Origin of the sequence: Enterobacter sp. WCHEn090032 (genome assembly GCF_003986875.1) — a bacterium.
GTDB classification, from domain to species: Bacteria; Pseudomonadota; Gammaproteobacteria; order Enterobacterales; family Enterobacteriaceae; genus Enterobacter; species Enterobacter sichuanensis.
The window spans coordinates 68,399-86,891 of the sequence record NZ_RXRN01000013.1 but is presented as its reverse complement, the minus strand read 5'-3'; the positions used below and the strand labels follow the sequence as shown (position 1 = coordinate 86,891).

At 56.5% G+C, this 18,493-nt stretch carries 19 protein-coding genes and 1 riboswitch; of the genes, 9 read left to right on the top strand and 10 right to left on the bottom strand.

The features are described 5' to 3' along the window. Positions 1–2: 2 nt before the first annotated feature. From cspE to rlmA, 3 genes are all read left to right on the top strand, one after another. Entirely contained in the window at positions 3–212 is a 210-nt protein-coding gene (gene cspE, locus EKN83_RS13145; protein ID WP_001062678.1) for a transcription antiterminator/RNA stability regulator CspE, read from the top strand. 219 nt (positions 213–431) lie between these two features. Next, complete coding sequence (gene ftsI, locus EKN83_RS13140) at positions 432–2,150, top strand: peptidoglycan glycosyltransferase FtsI (RefSeq protein ID WP_126801098.1); 1,719 nt, start codon at positions 432–434, stop codon at positions 2,148–2,150. A gap of 65 nt (positions 2,151–2,215) precedes the next feature. After that, positions 2,216–3,031, top strand: a complete 816-nt coding sequence (gene rlmA, locus EKN83_RS13135; protein ID WP_126801097.1) for a 23S rRNA (guanine(745)-N(1))-methyltransferase — start codon at positions 2,216–2,218, stop codon at positions 3,029–3,031. Here rlmA and mntP read toward each other — a convergent pair. From mntP to manX, 5 genes are all read right to left on the bottom strand, one after another. After that, positions 3,028–3,594, bottom strand: coding sequence for a manganese efflux pump MntP (gene mntP / locus EKN83_RS13130; RefSeq protein ID WP_025756892.1), 567 nt, complete (start codon positions 3,592–3,594; stop codon positions 3,028–3,030). The genes rlmA and mntP overlap by 4 nt on opposite strands. A 10-nt stretch (positions 3,595–3,604) precedes the next feature. After that, a riboswitch (yybP-ykoY riboswitch) is annotated at positions 3,605–3,793 on the bottom strand. Between the two features lie 197 nt (positions 3,794–3,990). Continuing rightward, positions 3,991–4,449, bottom strand: coding sequence for a DUF986 family protein (locus EKN83_RS13125; RefSeq protein WP_126801096.1), 459 nt, complete (start codon positions 4,447–4,449; stop codon positions 3,991–3,993). Positions 4,450–4,504: 55 nt separating this feature from the next. Continuing rightward, positions 4,505–5,356 carry a PTS mannose transporter subunit IID gene (locus tag EKN83_RS13120; protein ID WP_006810994.1) on the bottom strand — a complete coding sequence of 284 codons (852 nt, stop codon included), beginning with the start codon at positions 5,354–5,356 and terminating at the stop codon, positions 4,505–4,507. A 12-nt stretch (positions 5,357–5,368) separates the two neighbouring features. Further along, positions 5,369–6,169 carry a PTS mannose transporter subunit IIC gene (gene manY, locus EKN83_RS13115; protein WP_003859914.1) on the bottom strand — a complete coding sequence of 267 codons (801 nt, stop codon included), beginning with the start codon at positions 6,167–6,169 and terminating at the stop codon, positions 5,369–5,371. Between the two features lie 47 nt (positions 6,170–6,216). Next, positions 6,217–7,182, bottom strand: a complete 966-nt coding sequence (gene manX, locus EKN83_RS13110; RefSeq protein ID WP_025756890.1) for a PTS mannose transporter subunit IIAB — start codon at positions 7,180–7,182, stop codon at positions 6,217–6,219. 263 nt (positions 7,183–7,445) lie between these two features. On the opposite strand from manX, the gene EKN83_RS23685 reads away from it, so the two are divergent. Together EKN83_RS23685 and yoaE are read left to right on the top strand one after the other, a co-directional pair. Continuing rightward, positions 7,446–7,655: a protein YoaL gene (locus EKN83_RS23685; RefSeq protein WP_088244260.1), complete on the top strand. Its 210-nt coding sequence runs from the start codon at positions 7,446–7,448 to the stop codon at positions 7,653–7,655. Then, the gene (gene yoaE, locus EKN83_RS13105) at positions 7,643–9,202 is read left to right on the top strand and encodes a CNNM family cation transport protein YoaE (RefSeq protein WP_025756889.1); all 1,560 of its coding nucleotides are present in this window, start codon (positions 7,643–7,645) and stop codon (positions 9,200–9,202) included. Before EKN83_RS23685 ends, yoaE begins: the two co-directional genes overlap by 13 nt. Before the next feature lie 6 nt (positions 9,203–9,208). Here the strand turns inward: yoaE and EKN83_RS13100 are convergent, their stop codons facing one another. From EKN83_RS13100 to pabB, 4 genes are all read right to left on the bottom strand, one after another. Further along, positions 9,209–10,807 (bottom strand): cyclic diguanylate phosphodiesterase, encoded by a 1,599-nt coding sequence (locus tag EKN83_RS13100; protein WP_126801095.1) that lies wholly within the window; start codon positions 10,805–10,807, stop codon positions 9,209–9,211. A 130-nt stretch (positions 10,808–10,937) separates the two neighbouring features. After that, positions 10,938–12,302 (bottom strand): L-serine ammonia-lyase, encoded by a 1,365-nt coding sequence (sdaA, locus tag EKN83_RS13095; RefSeq protein ID WP_095450098.1) that lies wholly within the window; start codon positions 12,300–12,302, stop codon positions 10,938–10,940. Between the two features lie 185 nt (positions 12,303–12,487). Beyond that, complete coding sequence (locus EKN83_RS13090) at positions 12,488–13,066, bottom strand: CoA pyrophosphatase (RefSeq protein WP_095450099.1); 579 nt, start codon at positions 13,064–13,066, stop codon at positions 12,488–12,490. Positions 13,067–13,072: 6 nt separating this feature from the next. After that, on the bottom strand, positions 13,073–14,398 hold the full coding sequence (pabB, locus tag EKN83_RS13085) for an aminodeoxychorismate synthase component 1 (RefSeq protein WP_126801094.1): 1,326 nt from the start codon (positions 14,396–14,398) through the stop codon (positions 13,073–13,075). Positions 14,399–14,459: 61 nt separating this feature from the next. Here pabB and EKN83_RS13080 point away from each other — a divergent pair, with 61 nt between their 5' ends. Beyond that, positions 14,460–14,642, top strand: coding sequence for a YoaH family protein (locus EKN83_RS13080; protein WP_126801093.1), 183 nt, complete (start codon positions 14,460–14,462; stop codon positions 14,640–14,642). Positions 14,643–14,647: 5 nt separating this feature from the next. Here the strand turns inward: EKN83_RS13080 and EKN83_RS13075 are convergent, their stop codons facing one another. Further along, positions 14,648–14,992, bottom strand: a complete 345-nt coding sequence (locus EKN83_RS13075) for a RidA family protein (RefSeq protein ID WP_029742004.1) — start codon at positions 14,990–14,992, stop codon at positions 14,648–14,650. A gap of 133 nt (positions 14,993–15,125) precedes the next feature. Between EKN83_RS13075 and EKN83_RS13070 the strand changes: the two genes are divergently transcribed. From EKN83_RS13070 to EKN83_RS13060, 3 genes are all read left to right on the top strand, one after another. Then, a complete protein-coding gene (locus EKN83_RS13070; protein ID WP_047958934.1) occupies positions 15,126–17,036 on the top strand; it encodes an ATP-dependent DNA helicase in 1,911 nt (636 codons plus the stop codon). Positions 17,037–17,102: 66 nt separating this feature from the next. Further along, positions 17,103–17,798 (top strand): tRNA (adenosine(37)-N6)-threonylcarbamoyltransferase complex dimerization subunit type 1 TsaB, encoded by a 696-nt coding sequence (gene tsaB, locus EKN83_RS13065; RefSeq protein ID WP_126801092.1) that lies wholly within the window; start codon positions 17,103–17,105, stop codon positions 17,796–17,798. 37 nt (positions 17,799–17,835) lie between these two features. Then, positions 17,836–18,417 (top strand): Slp family lipoprotein, encoded by a 582-nt coding sequence (locus EKN83_RS13060; RefSeq protein ID WP_126801091.1) that lies wholly within the window; start codon positions 17,836–17,838, stop codon positions 18,415–18,417. Positions 18,418–18,493: the final 76 nt, after the last annotated feature.

Sequence of the window (18,493 nt, the reverse complement as noted above, 5' to 3'; positions counted from 1 at the left end):
AAATGGCAAAGATTAAAGGTCAAGTTAAGTGGTTCAACGAGTCTAAAGGTTTTGGTTTCATTACTCCTGCTGACGGCAGCAAAGACGTGTTCGTACACTTCTCTGCAATCCAGGGTAACGGCTTCAAAACTCTGGCTGAAGGCCAGAACGTTGAGTTCGAAATTCAGGATGGCCAGAAAGGCCCTGCTGCAGTTAACGTAACTGCTATCTGATCGAACCGCTGCTGACTGAAACGCGCCGCGTTTCAATCTCAGATATAAAGCCTCGCATCACGCGGGGCTTTTTTATGTCCCTTATCTTTCAAAATATTACGATCTGCGGCCTTGTTAGTAACTTGTTGCAAAGCTGCGAGGTTCGTAGCACTGTTTCGCCACCTTCTTGTCGGCTTTTCCCGTTAAATCAGGGCGTTGTTTTACAGCCCTGGGGTACAGGTGAAAAAGAAATTGATAACGACCGCTGGAAATTTCACGCCGGCGCGTTTTGCTCTGCTCTGTCTGGCGATTTTTTGTAGTCTGGCGTTTCTGTTGGGTCGCGTTGCCTGGCTGCAAATCGTCAAGCCTGACAATCTGGTGAAGCAGGAAGATATGCGCTCCCTCCGCCAGCTGGCGATTGATGCGCCGCGCGGCATGATAATGGATCGCGAAGGTCGTCCGCTGGCGGTGAGTGTGCCCGTCCGGGCGGTCTGGGCCGATCCCAAAACGGTGCTGGCAAAAGGCGGCGTCGGCGTTGATGAACGCTGGCAGGCGTTAGCGAACGCGCTGCATCTCTCGCTGGATACCCTCTCGGCACGCATCAACGCCAATCCCCAGGGGCGTTTCATTTACCTTGCCCGCCAGGTGGATCCCGCGCAGGCAAAGTGGATCGACAAACTGAATTTGCCCGGCATTAATTTACGCGATGAGTCCCGCCGTTTTTATCCGGCCGGCCATGTGGCCGCGAACCTGATTGGTTTCACCAACATCGACGGGCAGGGCATTGAAGGTGTAGAGAAGAGCTTCAATACGCAACTGACGGGCAAAGCAGGGGTGCGGCAGGTGAGGGAAGACCGCTATGGTCGCGTGGTTGAAAACCTGACAGAAGTTGCCCCCGTACCGGCGCATAACATCCAGTTGAGTATTGACGAGCGGCTGCAAACCATCACCGAAGATGCACTCGATAATGCCGTGGTCTGGAACAAGGCCGAATCAGGCGCCTCCGTATTAATTAATATCCCCACCGGGGAAATACTCGCCATGGCCAGCTATCCGGATTTCAACCCCAATAACCGGGAAGGGGCGACAATAAACGATTTTCGCAATCGTGCGATCAGCGATACGTTCGAACCTGGTTCGACCGTCAAACCGCTGGTGCTGATGACCGCCCTGCAGCAGGGGCTGGTCAAGCCGGACAGCGTGATTGACACGCACCCGTACACCCTTGACGGGCATCGTATCCGCGACGTCGGTTACTATCCCGAACTGACCATGACCGGCATTCTGCAAAAATCGAGCGACACAGGCGTGTCCCGCCTCTCCCTGGCAATGCCGGTCCAGCATCTTCTCGATACCTATCGAAACTTTGGTTTTGGCACCCCAACCGAGCTTGGCCTGACGGGGGAGAGCGCGGGACTGTTGCCGCAGCGTAAATACTGGAGCCAGCTCGACCGCGCGACCTTTGCTTTCGGCTACGGGCTGATGGTCACGCCGCTGCAGCTGGCGCACGTCTACGCCACCATTGGAGGCTTCGGGCTAGAGCGTCCTCTTTCCATTACCCGTATTGATCCCCCCGTTATGGGCCACCGCGTTATGCCAGAAGAGATTGCGCATGAGGTAGAGCATATGATGGAGAGCGTCGCGCTACCCGGCGGCGGTGGGGTGAAGGCCGCCGTGCGCGATTACAGGGTAGCGGTGAAAACCGGTACGGCAAAGAAAATTGATGATAGCGGAAAATATGTCGATAAATACGTCGCCTACACCGCGGGCGTTGCTCCTGCCAGCGATCCGCGCTTTGCCCTGGTGGTGGTGATTAACGATCCGCAAAACGGGGCTTACTATGGCGGCGCCGTCTCTGCTCCCGTGTTCAGCGAGATTATGGGTAACGTGCTCCGTCTGGAAAATGTGAAACCTGACGGCTTACCGGCGGGCTCCGATCACCTGATCGTTATGCGCTAACCGGGCGTTTATAACCAGGGCGAATAGCGGTACACTTCGCCCTTTGATTATGCTCCGGAGTCACCATGTCCTTCAGTTGTCCCCTTTGCCACGCGGTCCTGACGCGTTCAGATAAAAGTTATACCTGTCCGCAGGGGCATCAGTTTGATATGGCGAAAGAAGGCTACGTTAATCTTCTGCCGGTGCAGCACAAGCGCTCCCGCGATCCAGGCGACAGCGCAGAGATGATGCAGGCGCGCCGTGCGTTTCTTGATGCCGGGCATTATCTGCCGCTGCGTGAGACGGTCGCACATACACTGAATGACATCCTCGCTGGCTCAGCAACCGCCCTGCTCGATATCGGCTGCGGGGAAGGGTACTACACCGCACGGTTTGCGGAGATTGCACGTGAGAAGGGCGCGCAGACCTTCGGTCTGGATGTCTCGAAAGTGGCGATTCGCGCGGCGGCAAAGCGTTACGCTGACGTGACGTTCTGTGTGGCGTCCAGCCACCGGCTGCCGTTTGACGATGCCAGCATGGACGCGGTTGTCCGCATTTACGCGCCCTGTAAGGCCGAGGAGCTGGCGCGCGTAGTGAAGCCTGGCGGATGGGTGGTTACCGTGACGCCAGGACCGCGTCATCTGATGGAGCTGAAGGGGCTTATCTACGATGAGGTGCGTCTGCATGCTCCCCATTCAGAACAGCTGGCCGGTTTTGCCCTGAAGCAGGCGCAAACCGTCGCGTACGAGATGACGCTGAAGGGGGAAGAGGCCAGCGCGCTGTTGCAGATGACGCCGTTCGCGTGGCGGGCAAAACCGGAGGTGTGGGAAACGCTAGCGGCGCAGTCCACATTTCGCTGCCAGACGGATTTCAGTATCCACATCTGGCAGCGCGAAGATTAACCAGCGAAGTGTGCCCAGAGGATCTGGGCGCCAATGCCAATTAACACAATCCCCCCCAGGATCTCGGCGCGTTTACCCAGCAGCGGGCCGATAAACCGTCCGACCATCATGCCCAGCGTGGACATAATCAGCGTGGCACAGCCAATGGCCAGCGCGGTGGCGATAATATTGACCTGCAGGAATGCCAGACCGACGCCGACGGCCATCGCATCCAGGCTGGTAGCGATGGCCGTCGTGACCAGCAGCCAGAATCCGTGGCGGTGCTGAGGCTCCTCGGCGTCATCATCACTACCGCGAAAACCTTCAATCACCATTCGACCGCCGAGAAATACCAGCAGGACAAACGCAATCCAGTGGTTCCACTCTAATATAAACTGGCTGGCGAGCATGCCCAGGCCCCAGCCGATAAGCGGAGTCAGCGTTTCGATAGCGCCAAAAATGAGACCGGTACGCAGGGCTTCTGAGAATTTAGGTTTGTGAAGCGTGGCACCTTTTCCGATGGAAGCAGCAAACGCGTCCATGGACATGCCAAAAGCGAGAAGGATCGTAGCGGAGATATTCATAACAGCGTCCAGACCGGGGATATCCATATGACACATCACTGCCCCCAGTAAACAGCAGTTGATGTATCTATGGTCTCGCCTGATCGCATTGCACAGAAATGTGCTGATAGCGATCCGTACGTGCCACGTTTTTCAACGAGTATGTTGACACGCACATTTCCTGCGCACAGGAAATCGGCTACTCCCCAACGACGGGCGCAACCTTAACATATTTTGAGAATATAAAACAACAATGAAGAAGCATTATTTAGACTGATGATTGATAACGATTTTCATTTGTCTTTAAGCGTGAAAATAACGTTAAAAAAAGCGATCAAATTAACGGTGGGGATATAGCTCAGGCTATATTTCGTCTGCGAATCAGACACGGAATATAGCCGATGCTATATATCTAACTCACTGAGTTTTAACGAGTAAGTGGTATATCTTTTCCAGATCGTCAATATTCTTCACCCGAATAAGCAGGCGGCGCTGTTCTAATTGCATCACCAGCACACCGTCTTCGGATAAATTCATCTCTTTAATACGGTTATATTCTATCCAGACATTGGCGAAGAAAAATCCACGGGATTTAAAAATGATTTTTGGCGTGCGGATCCAGAACAGATAAATCGCCATTAATGCCAGCGCACATAATAACCATGTGGTTAATATTGCACCATGGCTGGTGACGTTATTGTAAATCAGAATGACGATCAGACCCGCGAAGATAAACGCATCCATGCGTCCTCGTCGCAGAAGGGGAAGGGAGAGCAGCGTCTCGCCGTGGCGGCGGGGCATGATGAACTCGTCATAGATCGCGTAAGCCAGAAGGGCAACAATAAATAAAACCAGTACGATGTCCGTGACAGTCATTCATCCTCCAGATAAAAAAAGCCGGGGGCATGCCCCCGGCGGTTAACGCATTGTATTACAGACCCAGCAGACCGACAGCGTAGCCCGCGATACCGATGACGAAGAAGCCAACGATAATCCACAACGGGTTCACTTTTTTACGCAGCAGCCACATACAGGCGAAGGTCAACAGCAGCGGAACCAGGCCAGGCATCAGCTGGTCGAGGATGGTCTGCACGGTGGTCACACGGGTTTGCCCATCCTGGCCCGTGATGGTCGACACCACCAGCGGGATGTTCACGTGCGTCCACTTGTTGACCAGCGCCCCCATGACAAACAGGCCGAGGATGGATGCCCCCTCAGTCAGTTTCTGCAGGAAGCCGCCGCCCATGTCCTTAACAATGTCCACCCCTTTACGGTAGCCGTAGGCCACGCCGTAATAACGGGTCAACAGACGCACGGCGTTGAACAGAATGAAGAACAGCAGTGGGCCAAGCAGGCTGCCGCTCATCGCGATACCGGCACCCAGCGCCGCGAAGACCGGACGAACGGTACCCCAGAAGATGGGGTCACCCACGCCTGCCAGCGGACCCATCAGACCGACTTTGATACCGTTGATGGCACCATCGTCAATCTCTGCGCCGTTCGCACGCTGCTCTTCCATCGCAAGCGTTACGCCCAGAACGGGAGCCGCGACATACGGATGAGTGTTAAAAAATTCCAGGTGACGCTTAATCGCCTGACGGCGGGCTTCGTTATTTTCCGGGTACAGGCGTTTGATCGCCGGCACCATGGAGAAACAGAAACCGAGCGCCTGCATACGTTCGAAGTTCCATGAACCCTGAAACAGGTTAGAACGGATGAACACGCCACGAATATCACCCGGAGTGAGTTTTTTCTCGGTGGTAGTTTTTGTCATATCAACCATTTCGCTCACCTGTTAGTCCAGTTCGTTATCGAGATCGTTGTTACCAGCAGCCTGCGCTGGGGCACCCGCGACGCGGTTATATTTCGGGCTGAGCTGGATGTAGAGAATCGCCATCACTGCACCAATCACACCCAGTGCAACCAGGTTGAAGTTGGTGAATGCCGCGGTCACGAAGCCGAGGTAGAAGAACGGCATCAGGTAGCCTGCGCGCATCATGTTGATGACCATCGCATAACCGACAACCACGATCATACCGCCCGCGATGTTCAGACCACTGGTGACCACTTCAGGGATGGCGTTGAGCATGCCCTGAACTTCGCTGGTCCCCACCGAAATCGCGACGATCACGGCCGGAATGGCGATACGCATCGCCTGCAGGAACAGGGACGATACGTGGATCCAGGAGAGCGCCGTGAGGTTGCCGTTTTCGGCCGCCTTATCCGCTGCGTGCTGGAAGGCCACGGTGATAGTACGCACGATGATGGTCAGTACCTGGCCTGCTGCGGCCAGTGGGATCGCCAGGGCGATACCGGCACCGATACTCTGATGACCGGCAATAACCAGAACGGTAGAAATAATGGACGCCAGCGCGGCATCAGGCGCAACCGCCGCACCGATGTTCATCCAGCCCAGGGCGATCATTTCCAGGGTACCACCGATGATAATACCGGTTTTCATGTCACCCAGAACGGCACCAATCAACGTACAGGCCACCAGAGGGCGGTGGAACTGAAATTCATCAAGTACGGACTCCATACCCGCAATACACGCGACGATGAACACCAGCACAATCTGAAGAGTGGTAATCTCCATTGTACTTCTCCTATTACATAAGCATTATGTGAAAAACCGGCGCGGGCTTATTTCCCAACTTTGCCGATCAAATCCATCATTTTCAGTTTCGGGTCCGTGGAAACCTTGCGGGCTTCCAGTTCAATACCGCGCGCATTCAGCTTGTTAAATGCCTCGATATCTTTCGCATCGACTGAAATGGCGTTGTTGACCTGCGTTTTGCCCTGACGGAATGCCATCCCCCCAATGTTCACGGAAGTGATTTTCACGCCGCCTTCAACAATGCGCTCAACGTCTGTCGGGTTAGTGAACAGGAGCATCACGCGTTCACCCGCGTATTTCGGGTTGTTGTAAACACGAATCATCTTGGCGACATCCACGACGTGCGCGGTAACGCCAGGAGGAGCAACCTGCGTGAGAAGGGTTTTACGAACGGTGTCGGCGGCCACTTCGTCACTGACCACGATAATGCGACGAACGTTGGTCTCCTTGGTCCAGCGTGTTGCCACCTGGCCATGGATTAAACGGTCATCAATACGCGCCAGGCCGATGACCATGTAATCGTTCGGTCCCATCGGTTTTGCTGGCGCTGCCGCTTTCGGTGCCGCAGCAGGCGCAGGGGCGGGTTTTTCAACCGGCTGTGCTTTCAGGGCTTTCACCCCTTCGCGGCCGGTTTCAACGGCCAGAGCCACCAGTTCATCGAAAGATGGATTGTCGTCGCGTGCCATGAAGGTTTCCACCAGCATCGGGATATTGACCCCGGCGACAACTTCATAATGCTCTTTATCGACGACAATGCGGCTGGCAGCGTTGAACGGACTGCCGCCCCATGTATCAACGAGAAACAGCACCCCTTTGCTGGTATCCAGCTTCTCGAGTTGAGCGTTGTACTTCTCAATCAGCGTCTCGGCGTTTTCACCGGGAACGAAATCGATCCAGCCGACGTTTTCCTGCTCGCCCAACAGCATCTCTGCCGTTTTGAGTAGCTGCTCAGCAGCCCAACCATGTGTGCCTATGACAATAGCAATGGTCACTTGCTACCTCCTTTTATTATCATTAATACGCCTGCCGGGCAGACGTACTGAGAATCGTATTGGCGAACCGAATCGATTCAGATAAGGGTTAGAGTTAAAAAACTAAGACTTCCGCGAATTATTTTAGATAGTGAAAAAATAATTTATGTGATGAAGATCCGTAATTTAGGTTTCGAAAATCAGAAATTACTCAACACATATTTCGTCTTTTCGCGTTTTTGCAAAGGAACGTAAATCTTTGCTAAAAACATATTGTCTCTGATATGTTTAGCCTCCGTTTACTTGTTCAGGAGTATAGGGCTACAGCCCACTATATGGACCGTCACCGACGTCAGTCATCTTTCAGGCCATCTCGCGCCTTTTTCACCGGCGATCCTCGCCACGTATCAACGCTGTCTGCCTCTGTTTTGCCCACATTGCGTGGGGCACCGTTTCGTCATTCCTTTAGCAGGAGCTTGTCATGGAATTCTTAATGGACCCGTCAATCTGGGTGGGATTGCTCACGCTGGTGGTGCTGGAGATTGTTCTCGGTATCGATAACCTGGTGTTTATCGCCATTCTCGCGGACAAACTGCCGCCAAAACAGCGTGATAAAGCGCGCCTGATTGGTCTCTCGCTGGCGCTGGTCATGCGACTGGGCCTGCTGTCCGTCATCTCCTGGATGGTCACGCTGACCAAACCGCTCTTCTCCGTCATGGATTACACCTTCTCCGGCCGTGATTTGATCATGCTGATCGGGGGGATATTCCTGCTCTTCAAAGCGACAACAGAGCTCCATGAGCGGCTGGAAAACCGCCAGCATGATGATGGGCACGGTAAAGGCTACGCCAGCTTCTGGGTGGTAGTGCTGCAGATCGTGGTGCTTGATGCAGTGTTCTCGCTGGATGCGGTGATCACGGCGGTCGGCATGGTGAACCATCTGCCGGTGATGATGGCCGCGGTGGTCATTGCGATGGCAGTCATGCTTCTGGCCTCGAAACCGCTGACGCGTTTCGTGAACCAGCATCCTACGGTGGTGGTACTGTGCCTGAGCTTCCTGCTGATGATCGGTCTGAGCCTGGTGGCCGAAGGCTTTGGCTTCCATATTCCGAAAGGCTACCTGTACGCCGCGATTGGCTTCTCGATCCTGATCGAGCTGTTCAACCAGATTGCGCGCCGTAACTTTATTAAGCAGCAGTCCAGTCAGCCGCTGCGTGCCCGTACCGCAGATGCCATTCTGCGTCTGATGGGCGGCCGTCGTCAGGTGAACGTTCAGTCTGATTCCGAAAACCATAACCCGGTTCCGGTCCCGGAAGGGGCGTTTGTGGAACAGGAACGTTACATGATTAACGGCGTGCTCTCCCTGGCCTCGCGGTCACTGCGCGGGATCATGACTCCGCGCGGAGAGATCAGCTGGGTCGATGCTAACCTGAGTGTGGATGAAATTCGCCAGCAGCTGCTCTCTTCCCCGCACAGCCTGTTCCCGGTGTGTCGTGGTGAGCTGGATGAGATCATCGGCGTCGTGCGGGCGAAAGAGATGCTGGTGGCCCTGGAAGAGGGCGTCAATGTCGAAGCCGTTGCGGCGGCATCGCCGGCGATTGTCGTACCGGAAACGCTTGACCCGATCAACCTGCTCGGGGTGCTTCGCCGCGCGCGTGGCAGCTTTGTTATCGTCACCAACGAGTTTGGGGTGGTACAGGGGCTGGTCACGCCGCTGGACGTGCTGGAAGCCATAGCCGGTGAATTCCCGGACGAGGACGAAACCCCGGAGATCGTTGCCGATGGCGATGGCTGGCTGGTGAAAGGGACCACCGATCTGCACGCGCTCTCGCACACGCTGGGGCTGGAAAACGTGGTCAACGATGAAGAAGACATCGCGACCGTTGCCGGTCTGGTTATCGCCGTTAACGGGCAAATTCCGCGTGTCGGCGATGTGATTGAGCTGCCGCCGTTGCACATCACGATTGTCGAAGCCAACGACTATCGCGTTGATATGGTCCGCATTGTTAAAGAACAATCTGCCCACGACGAAGATGAGTAAGCCTGCTTAACGCAGCGGCATTAAGGGCACAATGTGCCCGTTATGGCGGGCTGGCGGGGGAGATCTTCCCGCCAGCCAGTCCGGAAAGTCCCGTAGCGGCATCGGCCGCGCATAGAAAAACCCCTGCAGGACAGGAACGCCATGGCGGCGTAAATATCGTGCCTGCTCCTCCGTCTCAACCCCTTCTGCAACCAGTTCGATATTCAGCCGCTGACCCAGCGCAATAATGATATCCGTCACCGTTGAATTCACAGCATCAGTACCGATGGCGGTGGTAAAGGACTGGTCAATTTTCAGCACGTCCGGGTGGAGCTTCTCAAGCCAGGAGAGGGAGCTGTTTCCGGTACCAAAATCGTCAATGGCGAGCTTCACCCCTTTGCGATGCAGCTCGCGCACGATGCGATAGTCCGCATCCAGCAGCGCGTCCCGTTCCGTTAATTCGATCACCAGCTGCTGATGGGGGTTGGCGCTGAACCACAGACGGTTCAGGTCCTGCAGCAATACCGCGCGACGAAAATGGCTGGCGGCGACGTTAATGCCGATGTGAAAACCCGCGCTTGCCGGGAAGTAACCTATCTGGCGTACCGTTTCGGCAATCACATAACGGGTCAGGGGGACAATCTGGTTATGTTCTTCTGCCAGCGGAATAAACACTTCCGGGGAGATCCACCCCTGACGGGGATTGTTCCAGCGCAGCAGGATCTCAACGCCGGTGCACTTCTGGGTACGGGCATCCATCAGCGGCTGGCAGAAAAGTTCAAATTCCCGCGAGGCAATCCCCATATCGATCTCCCATGTGAAGCTCATCCGGTTTGCCGTGGCCAGCCAGGCGAGATAGCCCAACAGCAGGCTGAGTATGAGCCCCAGCGGCAGCTGGGCGGGGAGACTCTTCAGGGCCAGTACGCCGGGACCCGGCCCGCTGATCGTGATGGTGAAAGGATGTCGGGAGGAAGACTGCTGGACAATCGAGCCCTCCTCATCAAATGACAGGCTGTCGGTGACGCGCTGGCCGTAGCGCAAAAAACGATCGCCCACGGTCAGCGCCACGTCATTGATAAGCGTGCGCTGGGGCTCGAGGATCATTTTAGTGATCAGGTCGATATTGATGATCTCCATGATGCCATCTTCCCCGTTCGGAGAGACCGGAAACCACTGGATCAGTATCGGGCTGCCCTTAAGCAGCCACTGGTCAGTCGATAAAATGAGCTTCGCCGCGCTGGCGGGGAGTTCCCTCAGGAAATCACGCACGGGCAGATTGCGGCTGCCGAAAATACTCGAGCAGTAGAGGATACCGTCTTTAACCAGGGCGATAGAGCGTACTGTCTGCAAAATGGCGGCCTGCTTTCTCAGGGCCAGGTGTGCCTGCTGACAAGGCTGACCCACCAGCGGCTGCAGCACGTTGCGGCGCTTATCTAAAGCGAGCAGCACGTTATCAAGGGCGCGAACGGTATGGCTGGTAAAGGCGAGGATCTGCTGTTGGTTAACATTGCGCTGTGAAATAAAGCGAACGCCCAACGTCAGGATGAGCGTCAGGAGCGCAATCGTCACGCAGACGATAACGCGTTTTCGGCGGTAGTGTTTAATGATCGTCTGCGCAGTTTGCATGAACGAACGCCTGATAAGCCACCAGCCACAAAAGCCGGACGCAACTGTGAAAGTGTAGTGGGGAAAGCGGGAGGAGACGAGAATGAAGAGGAAATTTCGCCCATCCGTTGCAGATGGGCGAAAGGCAGTATTAGTCGCACTGCACCTTAATGGCCAGGCCACCACGGGACGTCTCGCGGTATTTCGCGTTCATGTCTTTGCCCGTTTCGTACATAGTTTCAATCACCTTATCCAGCGATACGCGAGGTTCGCTGGTACGGCGCATCGCCATACGTGAGGCGTTGATGGCCTTCACCGACGCAATCGCGTTACGCTCGATACACGGCACCTGCACCTGGCCCGCGACCGGGTCACAGGTCAGACCGAGGTTGTGTTCCATACCGATTTCTGCCGCCACGCAGACCTGCTCAGGGCTTGCACCCAGAAGCTCTGCAAGACCCGCCGCCGCCATAGAACAGGCGACACCCACTTCACCCTGACAGCCGACTTCAGCGCCAGAAATAGACGCGTTCATCTTGTACAGGGCACCAATGGCACCTGCCGCCAGGAAATAACGGATATAGATGTCTGGCGTCACGGGTTCAATAAAGTGGTCGTAATAGGCCAGCACGGCCGGAACAATTCCGCACGCGCCGTTGGTCGGCGCCGTCACGACGCGGCCACCGGCGGCGTTCTCTTCGTTAACCGCCAGGGCAAACATATTCACCCAGTCGACCACGTTCATCGGGTCGTTGGAGAACTTGTCCGTCGTCACCAGCATACGGCGCAGGGCAGAGGCACGACGCGGTACGCGCAGTGGACCCGGCAGCACGCCTTCGGTGTTCATCCCGCGATCGATACAGGCGCGCATGGTTTGCCATACGTTCGCAAAATAGTCTTCAATCTCTTTTTTGCTGTGCAGCGCCAGTTCGTTCTGCATCACCATGCCGGACAGCGACAGACCGGTCTGTTTGCAGTAACCGAGCATCTCGGTAGCGGATTTGAACGGATACGGAACGCTGACGTCGCCGACGCTATCTTTGCCAAAATGCTCTTCATCCACGATGAAACCACCGCCGATGGAGTAGTACGTTTTGCTGTAAATCTCTTTTTCACCGCTAAATGCGTGAATGGTCATGCCGTTTTCATGCAGCGGCAGGTTGTCGCTGCGAAAACGCATGCCGTCATCCTGCGGGAAGTCAACTTCCTTCTGACCGTTTGCCAGCAGCAGACGGCCGCGCGTTTCCACGTCGCGGATGAATGCCGGGATGGCATCAATATCCACGGTATCCGGCATATTGCCTGCCAGACCCATAATAATGGCGATATCGGTGTGGTGGCCTTTACCCGTCAATGACAGCGAGCCGTAAACATCCACGGCGACACGGGTAACGCTTTCCAGTAATCCTTTTTCGACCAGATCATCGACGAACTGTTTACCGGCCTTCATCGGGCCAACAGTATGGGAAGACGAAGGGCCAATTCCCACTTTGAACATGTCGAATATACTAATCACTTTCACACTCCTGACAGGGTTACCGGGGTTCCAGTAACGATGTTATAACTGCGCATAGTGTAAGAGGGAACACCGACCTCGGCTTAACTATTCACATGAATTAAACTAATGGTTGACGATGGGTTTTGCTAATAGCGCGACGCAGATCGCAAACCAGGCAAAAGAAGGTGGAATGTAAAGTATAGTCAAGGCTTCAGGCCGATTTGCAACGCCAGTTCACGAATAATGCCCGCGGTCATGCCCCAGACAAAATAATGCTGATACCAGGACAACCACACCCGATGGTCATGACCCCGGCGGTGGATATCCAGCGGATGATAACGGCTTAACCGAAGGGCTTCTTCCAGCGGCATCTCAAACACGGCGGAGACTTCATCCACGCTGGCATGATACTGCAGGTCCGGCGGGATAATGCCCACCACCGGCGTGACCTGGAAACCGGTAACGCTGTCGACGGGCGGCAGCACGCCAATGACCTCAACCGCCTCCGGCGGAATCGCCACCTCTTCCTGCGCTTCCCGCAGCGCGGCGGCAATCAGCGAGGTATCGGAACTGTCGACGGCGCCGCCAGGAAAAGCGACCTGACCGGCGTGTTTGCGCAGATGGGCAGAGCGCTGGGTGAGCAGCAGGCCCGGCTGTGCACGCCGCACGACCGGGATCAGCACCGCCGCCTGGCGCTGATTCAGCGCTTCGCGGTTGACCTGGGGCCGTAGTAGCTGAAAGCGCGATAAAAATGCATCCAGCGTCAGGTTCTCTTTTTCCACCCGTGGTTACTCCAGTTGTTTCAGAATACGGTTAACTTTATCAAAGGTTTCCTGATATTCCGCATCGACCTGGCTGTCGGCCACGATGCCGCCGCCGGCCGAACAGTAAAGGTTTCCGTTACAGGCAGTCAGCGTGCGGATGGTAATGCTGGTATCCAGGGTGCCGCACAGGCTGATGTAGCCAATACTCCCGCACCAGGCGTTGCGGCGGTGGGGCTCCAGCTCATCGATAATCTCCATCGCCCGCACTTTCGGTGCGCCGGTTATCGAGCCGCCCGGGAACGCGGCGCGCAGAAGATCGCAGGCCGTCCGCGAGGCCGGCAGTCGCGCGGTAATGGTGCTGACCAGATGATGGACCGCCGGGAAAGGCTCGACGACGAACAGTTCCGGCACCCGCACGCTGCCCGGCACGGCCACCCGGCCAATATCGTTGCGCATCAGATCGACAATCATCAGGTTTTCAGCGCGGTCCTTCGGTGAGGCGGCCAGTTTTTCCGCCTGCTGGCGGTCAGCATCGGGATCGGCAAGGCGTGGCAATGTGCCCTTAATCGGCCGCGTCTGAATGTTGCCCTCCGCAAGATGGATAAAGCGCTCAGGCGACAGGCTGACAATGGCCCCCTGTTCCAGACGGATAAAGGCGCTGAACGGTGCCCGGTTAGTGGCGTTAAGGCGGATAAAGGTCTGCCATTCATCGCCCTCATAGGTTGCCTGGAAACGCTGGGCGAGATTTACCTGATAGCAGTCGCCGCTTTGCAGATACGCCTGCACGCGGGCAAATTTTTCTGCATATGCCCCGGGCGTCATATTTGAACGCCAGTCAGAGGTCAGGCGGAAATCCGGCGCGGCGGCAGGCTGCTGCGCTTCCAGCCAGGCCAGGCGCGCGTCGACATCCGAATGGCTGAGTAAAGAGACCACCTGCTTATGGTGATCGACAATCAGCGCCCAGTCATAAAGCCCTACGGCCATATCCGGCAGCGGAATATCCGCTTTCGCCACTGAGGGCAGCGTTTCAAAGCGACGGCCAAGATCGTAGCCAAACAGGCCCAGCGCGCCGCCCTGGAAGGGGAGATCGGGATTCGGCAGGGCAGACAAGCCCAGCGCATCGATAGCCTCCTGAAGCCGCAGCAGCGGATCGTCCGTGGACGGCAGGTCATGGGTCGTCAGCGTCTTTAGCGGATCGGCGACCAGGATATCAAAGCGGCTATAGGGATGATCCGCATGGCCGGAATGCAGCAACATCGCAAAAGGAAGATGGCTCAGACGGGCAAACCAGAACTCAGCGGCGTCAGTACGCCAGGGCAGGGTAATAACAGTGGGCAAGCGCATGTTCATGTGTGGCATACTACCGGGCAGCGTGAAATAATTAGCGCGAATAATTTAGCAGGAGTTGACGATGTTTGCAGGTTTACCTTCTCTGAGCCACGAGCAACAGCAGAAAGCGGTTGAGCGAATTCAGGAACTGATGTCCCATGGGATGAGCAGCGGGCAGGCCATTTCCCAGGTGGCGGAAGAACTTCGCGCCACCCATACCGGCGAGCGGATCGTGGCGCGTTTCGAGGATGAAGAGGAAGAGTAACCGGCCTACACTGCCGCGATAATCTTAATCTCTACCTTGTATTCCGGCTTCATCAGCGTGGCCTGTACGGTACAACGTACAGGCGCGTGACCCGCCACCACCCAGGCATCCCAGGCTCTGTTCATGGCCGCGAAATCGTCTTTGTTTGCCAGAAAAATCGTCGCATCCAGAATGCGCGATTTGTCACTACCTTGCTTTTCAAGCACCGCATCGATCTGCGCCAGGGTGTTCGCCGTTTGTTCGAACGCATCCGCGTCCAGATTCGCCGGTACGCCGGTGTAGTAGAGCGTCTGGTTATGAATGACTACATCAGACCAGCGGGCTTCGGCATCAATGCGCACAATTGTCATAAACGTTTCCTCGTTATTTTTCGTCATCAGGCGGCAAGACTGCCATATTGTTCCGTCGTCGTCACTATTTGGGGTGGCACTGGAGAGGATGGGCTGACATAATCCCTGTGCAAAAATACAGTGAGAGAGCACCGTGGCAGACGATTTTTCCCCTGAAGGTCAGTTAGCACAAGCCATTCCCGGCTTCAAACCGCGTGAACCTCAGCGGCAGATGGCACACGCCGTGGCGCGGGCCATTGATAAGGCGCAGCCGCTGGTGGTGGAGGCCGGAACCGGTACGGGGAAAACTTACGCCTACCTTGCTCCCGCGCTGCGGGCGAAAAAAAAGGTGATCATCTCGACCGGCTCGAAAGCGCTGCAGGATCAGCTCTACAGCCGGGATTTGCCGACGGTGGCAAAAGCGCTGAAATACAAAGGCCGGCTGGCGCTGCTGAAGGGGCGCTCTAACTATCTCTGCCTCGAGCGCCTTGAGCAACAGGCGCTGGCGGGCGGCGATTTGCCGGTGCAGACCCTGAGTGACGTCATTATCCTTCGCGCCTGGGCCAACCAGACGGAAGAGGGGGATATCAGTACCTGCGCGAGCGTGCCGGAAGACTCGCCGGCCTGGCCGCTGGTGACCAGTACCAACGACAACTGCCTCGGCAGCGACTGCCCGCTGTACAAAGACTGCTTTGTGGTGAAAGCGCGCAAAACGGCGATGGATGCCGATGTGGTGGTGGTCAACCATCACCTGTTTCTTGCGGATATGGTGGTCAAGGACAGCGGCTTTGGTGAGCTGATCCCGGAGGCGGAGGTCATGATCTTTGATGAAGCCCACCAGCTCCCGGATATCGCCAGCCAGTATTTTGGCCAGTCGCTCTCCAGCCGCCAGCTGCTGGATCTGGCGAAAGATTTCACCATCGCTTACCGCACCGAATTAAAAGATACCCAGCAGTTGCAGAAGTGTGCCGATCGCCTGGCCCAAAGCGCGCAGGACTTCCGGTTACAGCTCGGCGAGCCGGGCTATCGCGGGAACCTGCGCGAGCTGTTGGCAGATAAAAATATCCAGCGCGCGCTGCTGCTGCTCGATGACGCCCTGGAGCTCTGCTACGACGTCGCGAAATTGTCGCTTGGCCGTTCCGCGCTGCTGGATGCCGCGTTCGAGCGCGCCACGCTCTATCGCGGGCGGCTCAAACGGTTAAAAGAGATTAACCAGCCGGGGTTCAGCTACTGGTATGAATGCACCTCGCGCCATTTCACGCTGGCGCTCACGCCGCTGACGGTGGCGGATAAATTTAAAGAGGTGATGGCGCAAAAACCTGGCAGCTGGATCTTCACGTCGGCAACGCTGTCGGTGAATGACGATCTGCATCACTTCACGGAACGGCTTGGCATTGAACAGGCGGAGTCGCTGTTGCTGCCCAGCCCGTTTGATTACGAAAAACAGGCGCTGCTTTGCGTGCCGCGTAATCTTCCGCTGCCAAACCAGCCGGGTGCGGCGCGCCACCTGGCGGCAATGCTAAAACCGATGATCGAGGCCAATAACGGCCGCTGCTTTATGCTTTGCACCTCTCACGCCATGATGCGCGACCTCGCGGAGCAGTTCCGTGCCACCATGACCCTGCCGGTACTGCTGCAGGGAGAAACCAGCAAAGGGCAACTGCTGCAGCAGTTCGTCAGCGCCGGTAATGCTCTGCTGGTGGCCACCAGCAGCTTCTGGGAAGGGGTGGATGTACGCGGAGACACCCTGTCGCTTGTGATCATCGATAAGCTGCCGTTTACCTCCCCGGACGACCCGTTGCTGAAGGCGCGGATGGAAGACTGCCGCCTGCGCGGCGGCGATCCATTTGACGAGGTACAGCTGCCGGACGCGGTGATCACCCTTAAGCAAGGGGTAGGGAGATTGATCCGCGACGTCACCGATCGCGGCGTGCTGGTCATCTGTGATAACCGGCTGGTGATGCGCCCGTACGGCGCAACCTTCCTCGCCAGCCTGCCGCCCGCACCGCGGACGCGGGACATAAAACGCGCGGTGCGTTTCCTGGCAAACCCAACGGCGGAGTAATTTACCTCGGAGTGTGCTAAGATGCGCGCCATTTTGTGACTGACCCTTGCGAGAGCGCGACGACTGATGCGAATTCTGGCTATTGATACCGCAACAGAGGCTTGCTCTGTTGCTCTGTTGAACAACGGTGCTGTTTCTGCTCATTTCGAAGAGTGCCCACGGGAACACACCCAGCGCATTCTGCCCCTGGTTAAGGCGATCTTAACCCGGAGCAATACCGCCTTAACCGACCTCGACGCGCTGGCCTTTGGCCGTGGCCCGGGCAGCTTTACCGGCGTGCGTATTGGCATTGGCATTGCCCAGGGGCTGGCGCTGGGCGCTGAGCTGCCGATGATTGGCGTCTCTACCCTCGCCACCATGGCGCAGGGCGCCTGGCGTATGACCGGGGCCACCCGCGTCCTGGCCGCGATTGACGCCCGTATGGGCGAAGTCTACTGGGCTGAATACACCCGCGACGCGCAGGGCGTGTGGCACGGTGAAGAGACGGAAGCGGTACTTAAGCCACAAGCGGTGACCGAACGACTGAAACAGCTCTCCGGTGAGTGGGCGACCGTCGGCACGGGCTGGCCTGCATGGCCTGAGATGGCGAAGGATACCGGGGTGACGCTGGTGGACGGCAACATGCTATTGCCTGCGGCAGAGGATATGCTTCCCATTGCCAGCCAACTGCTCGCAGCAGGAAAAACCGTTGCCGTGGAACACGCGGAGCCGGTTTATTTGCGAAACACCGTCGCATGGAAGAAACTTCCGGGCCGCGAGTGAATCTCAGTAACAGGAACTGAGAAAAAGGAGTCGCATCATGGCGGTTCAGACTAAAGTAGTACGCCTTTTTATGGCAGGCGCTGTTGCCATAGCACTGAGCGGATGCGTTTCCGTGCCTGATGCGATTAAGAGCTCCAGCCCGACGCCACAGCAGGATCTGGTGCGAGTGATGAATGCCCCTGAGCTCTACGTTGGCCAGGAAGCGCGCTTCGGCGGGAAAGTGATTGAAGTGCAAAACCAGCAGGGAAAAACCCGTCTGGAGATCGCGACTGTTCCCCTGGACAGCGGCGCACGCCCTGTGCTGGGTGAGGCCTCCCGCGGACGTATCTATGCCGACGTCAGTGGTTTCCTCGATCCGGTCGATTTTCGCGGACAGCTGGTGACCGTCGTCGGGCCGATAACCGGCGCGGTGCAGGGCAAAATCGGTAATACGCCGTATAAATTTATGACCATGCAGGTTAACGGCTATAAACGCTGGCGGCTGGCACAGCAGGTGATCATGCCGCCTCAGCCGATCGATCCGTGGATGTGGGGTCCACACCCTTACCGTTACGGCTACCCGGGCTGGGGCTGGTATAACCCGGGACCTGCACAGGTACAGACCATCGTTACTGAGTAACTTACTGTTATTGTTAGAAAAGAGACAGCGGCTCAGCCGCTGTCTCTGTTTTTTTACGGCTACAACGAAAAAAAAG

Coding starts and splice junctions, on each gene's coding strand:
- cspE (WP_001062678.1), top strand. CDS start 3: ATGGCAAAGATTAAAGGTCAAGTTAAGTGGTTCAACGAGTCTAAAGGT.
- rlmA (WP_126801097.1), top strand. CDS start 2,216: ATGTCCTTCAGTTGTCCCCTTTGCCACGCGGTCCTGACGCGTTCAGAT.
- mntP (WP_025756892.1), bottom strand. CDS start 3,594: ATGAATATCTCCGCTACGATCCTTCTCGCTTTTGGCATGTCCATGGAC.
- EKN83_RS13125 (WP_126801096.1), bottom strand. CDS start 4,449: ATGACTGTCACGGACATCGTACTGGTTTTATTTATTGTTGCCCTTCTG.
- EKN83_RS13120 (WP_006810994.1), bottom strand. CDS start 5,356: ATGGTTGATATGACAAAAACTACCACCGAGAAAAAACTCACTCCGGGT.
- manY (WP_003859914.1), bottom strand. CDS start 6,169: ATGGAGATTACCACTCTTCAGATTGTGCTGGTGTTCATCGTCGCGTGT.
- EKN83_RS23685 (WP_088244260.1), top strand. CDS start 7,446: ATGTTTAGCCTCCGTTTACTTGTTCAGGAGTATAGGGCTACAGCCCAC.
- yoaE (WP_025756889.1), top strand. CDS start 7,643: ATGGAATTCTTAATGGACCCGTCAATCTGGGTGGGATTGCTCACGCTG.
- EKN83_RS13100 (WP_126801095.1), bottom strand. CDS start 10,807: ATGCAAACTGCGCAGACGATCATTAAACACTACCGCCGAAAACGCGTT.
- pabB (WP_126801094.1), bottom strand. CDS start 14,398: ATGAACATGCGCTTGCCCACTGTTATTACCCTGCCCTGGCGTACTGAC.
- EKN83_RS13080 (WP_126801093.1), top strand. CDS start 14,460: ATGTTTGCAGGTTTACCTTCTCTGAGCCACGAGCAACAGCAGAAAGCG.
- EKN83_RS13075 (WP_029742004.1), bottom strand. CDS start 14,992: ATGACAATTGTGCGCATTGATGCCGAAGCCCGCTGGTCTGATGTAGTC.
- tsaB (WP_126801092.1), top strand. CDS start 17,103: ATGCGAATTCTGGCTATTGATACCGCAACAGAGGCTTGCTCTGTTGCT.
- EKN83_RS13060 (WP_126801091.1), top strand. CDS start 17,836: ATGGCGGTTCAGACTAAAGTAGTACGCCTTTTTATGGCAGGCGCTGTT.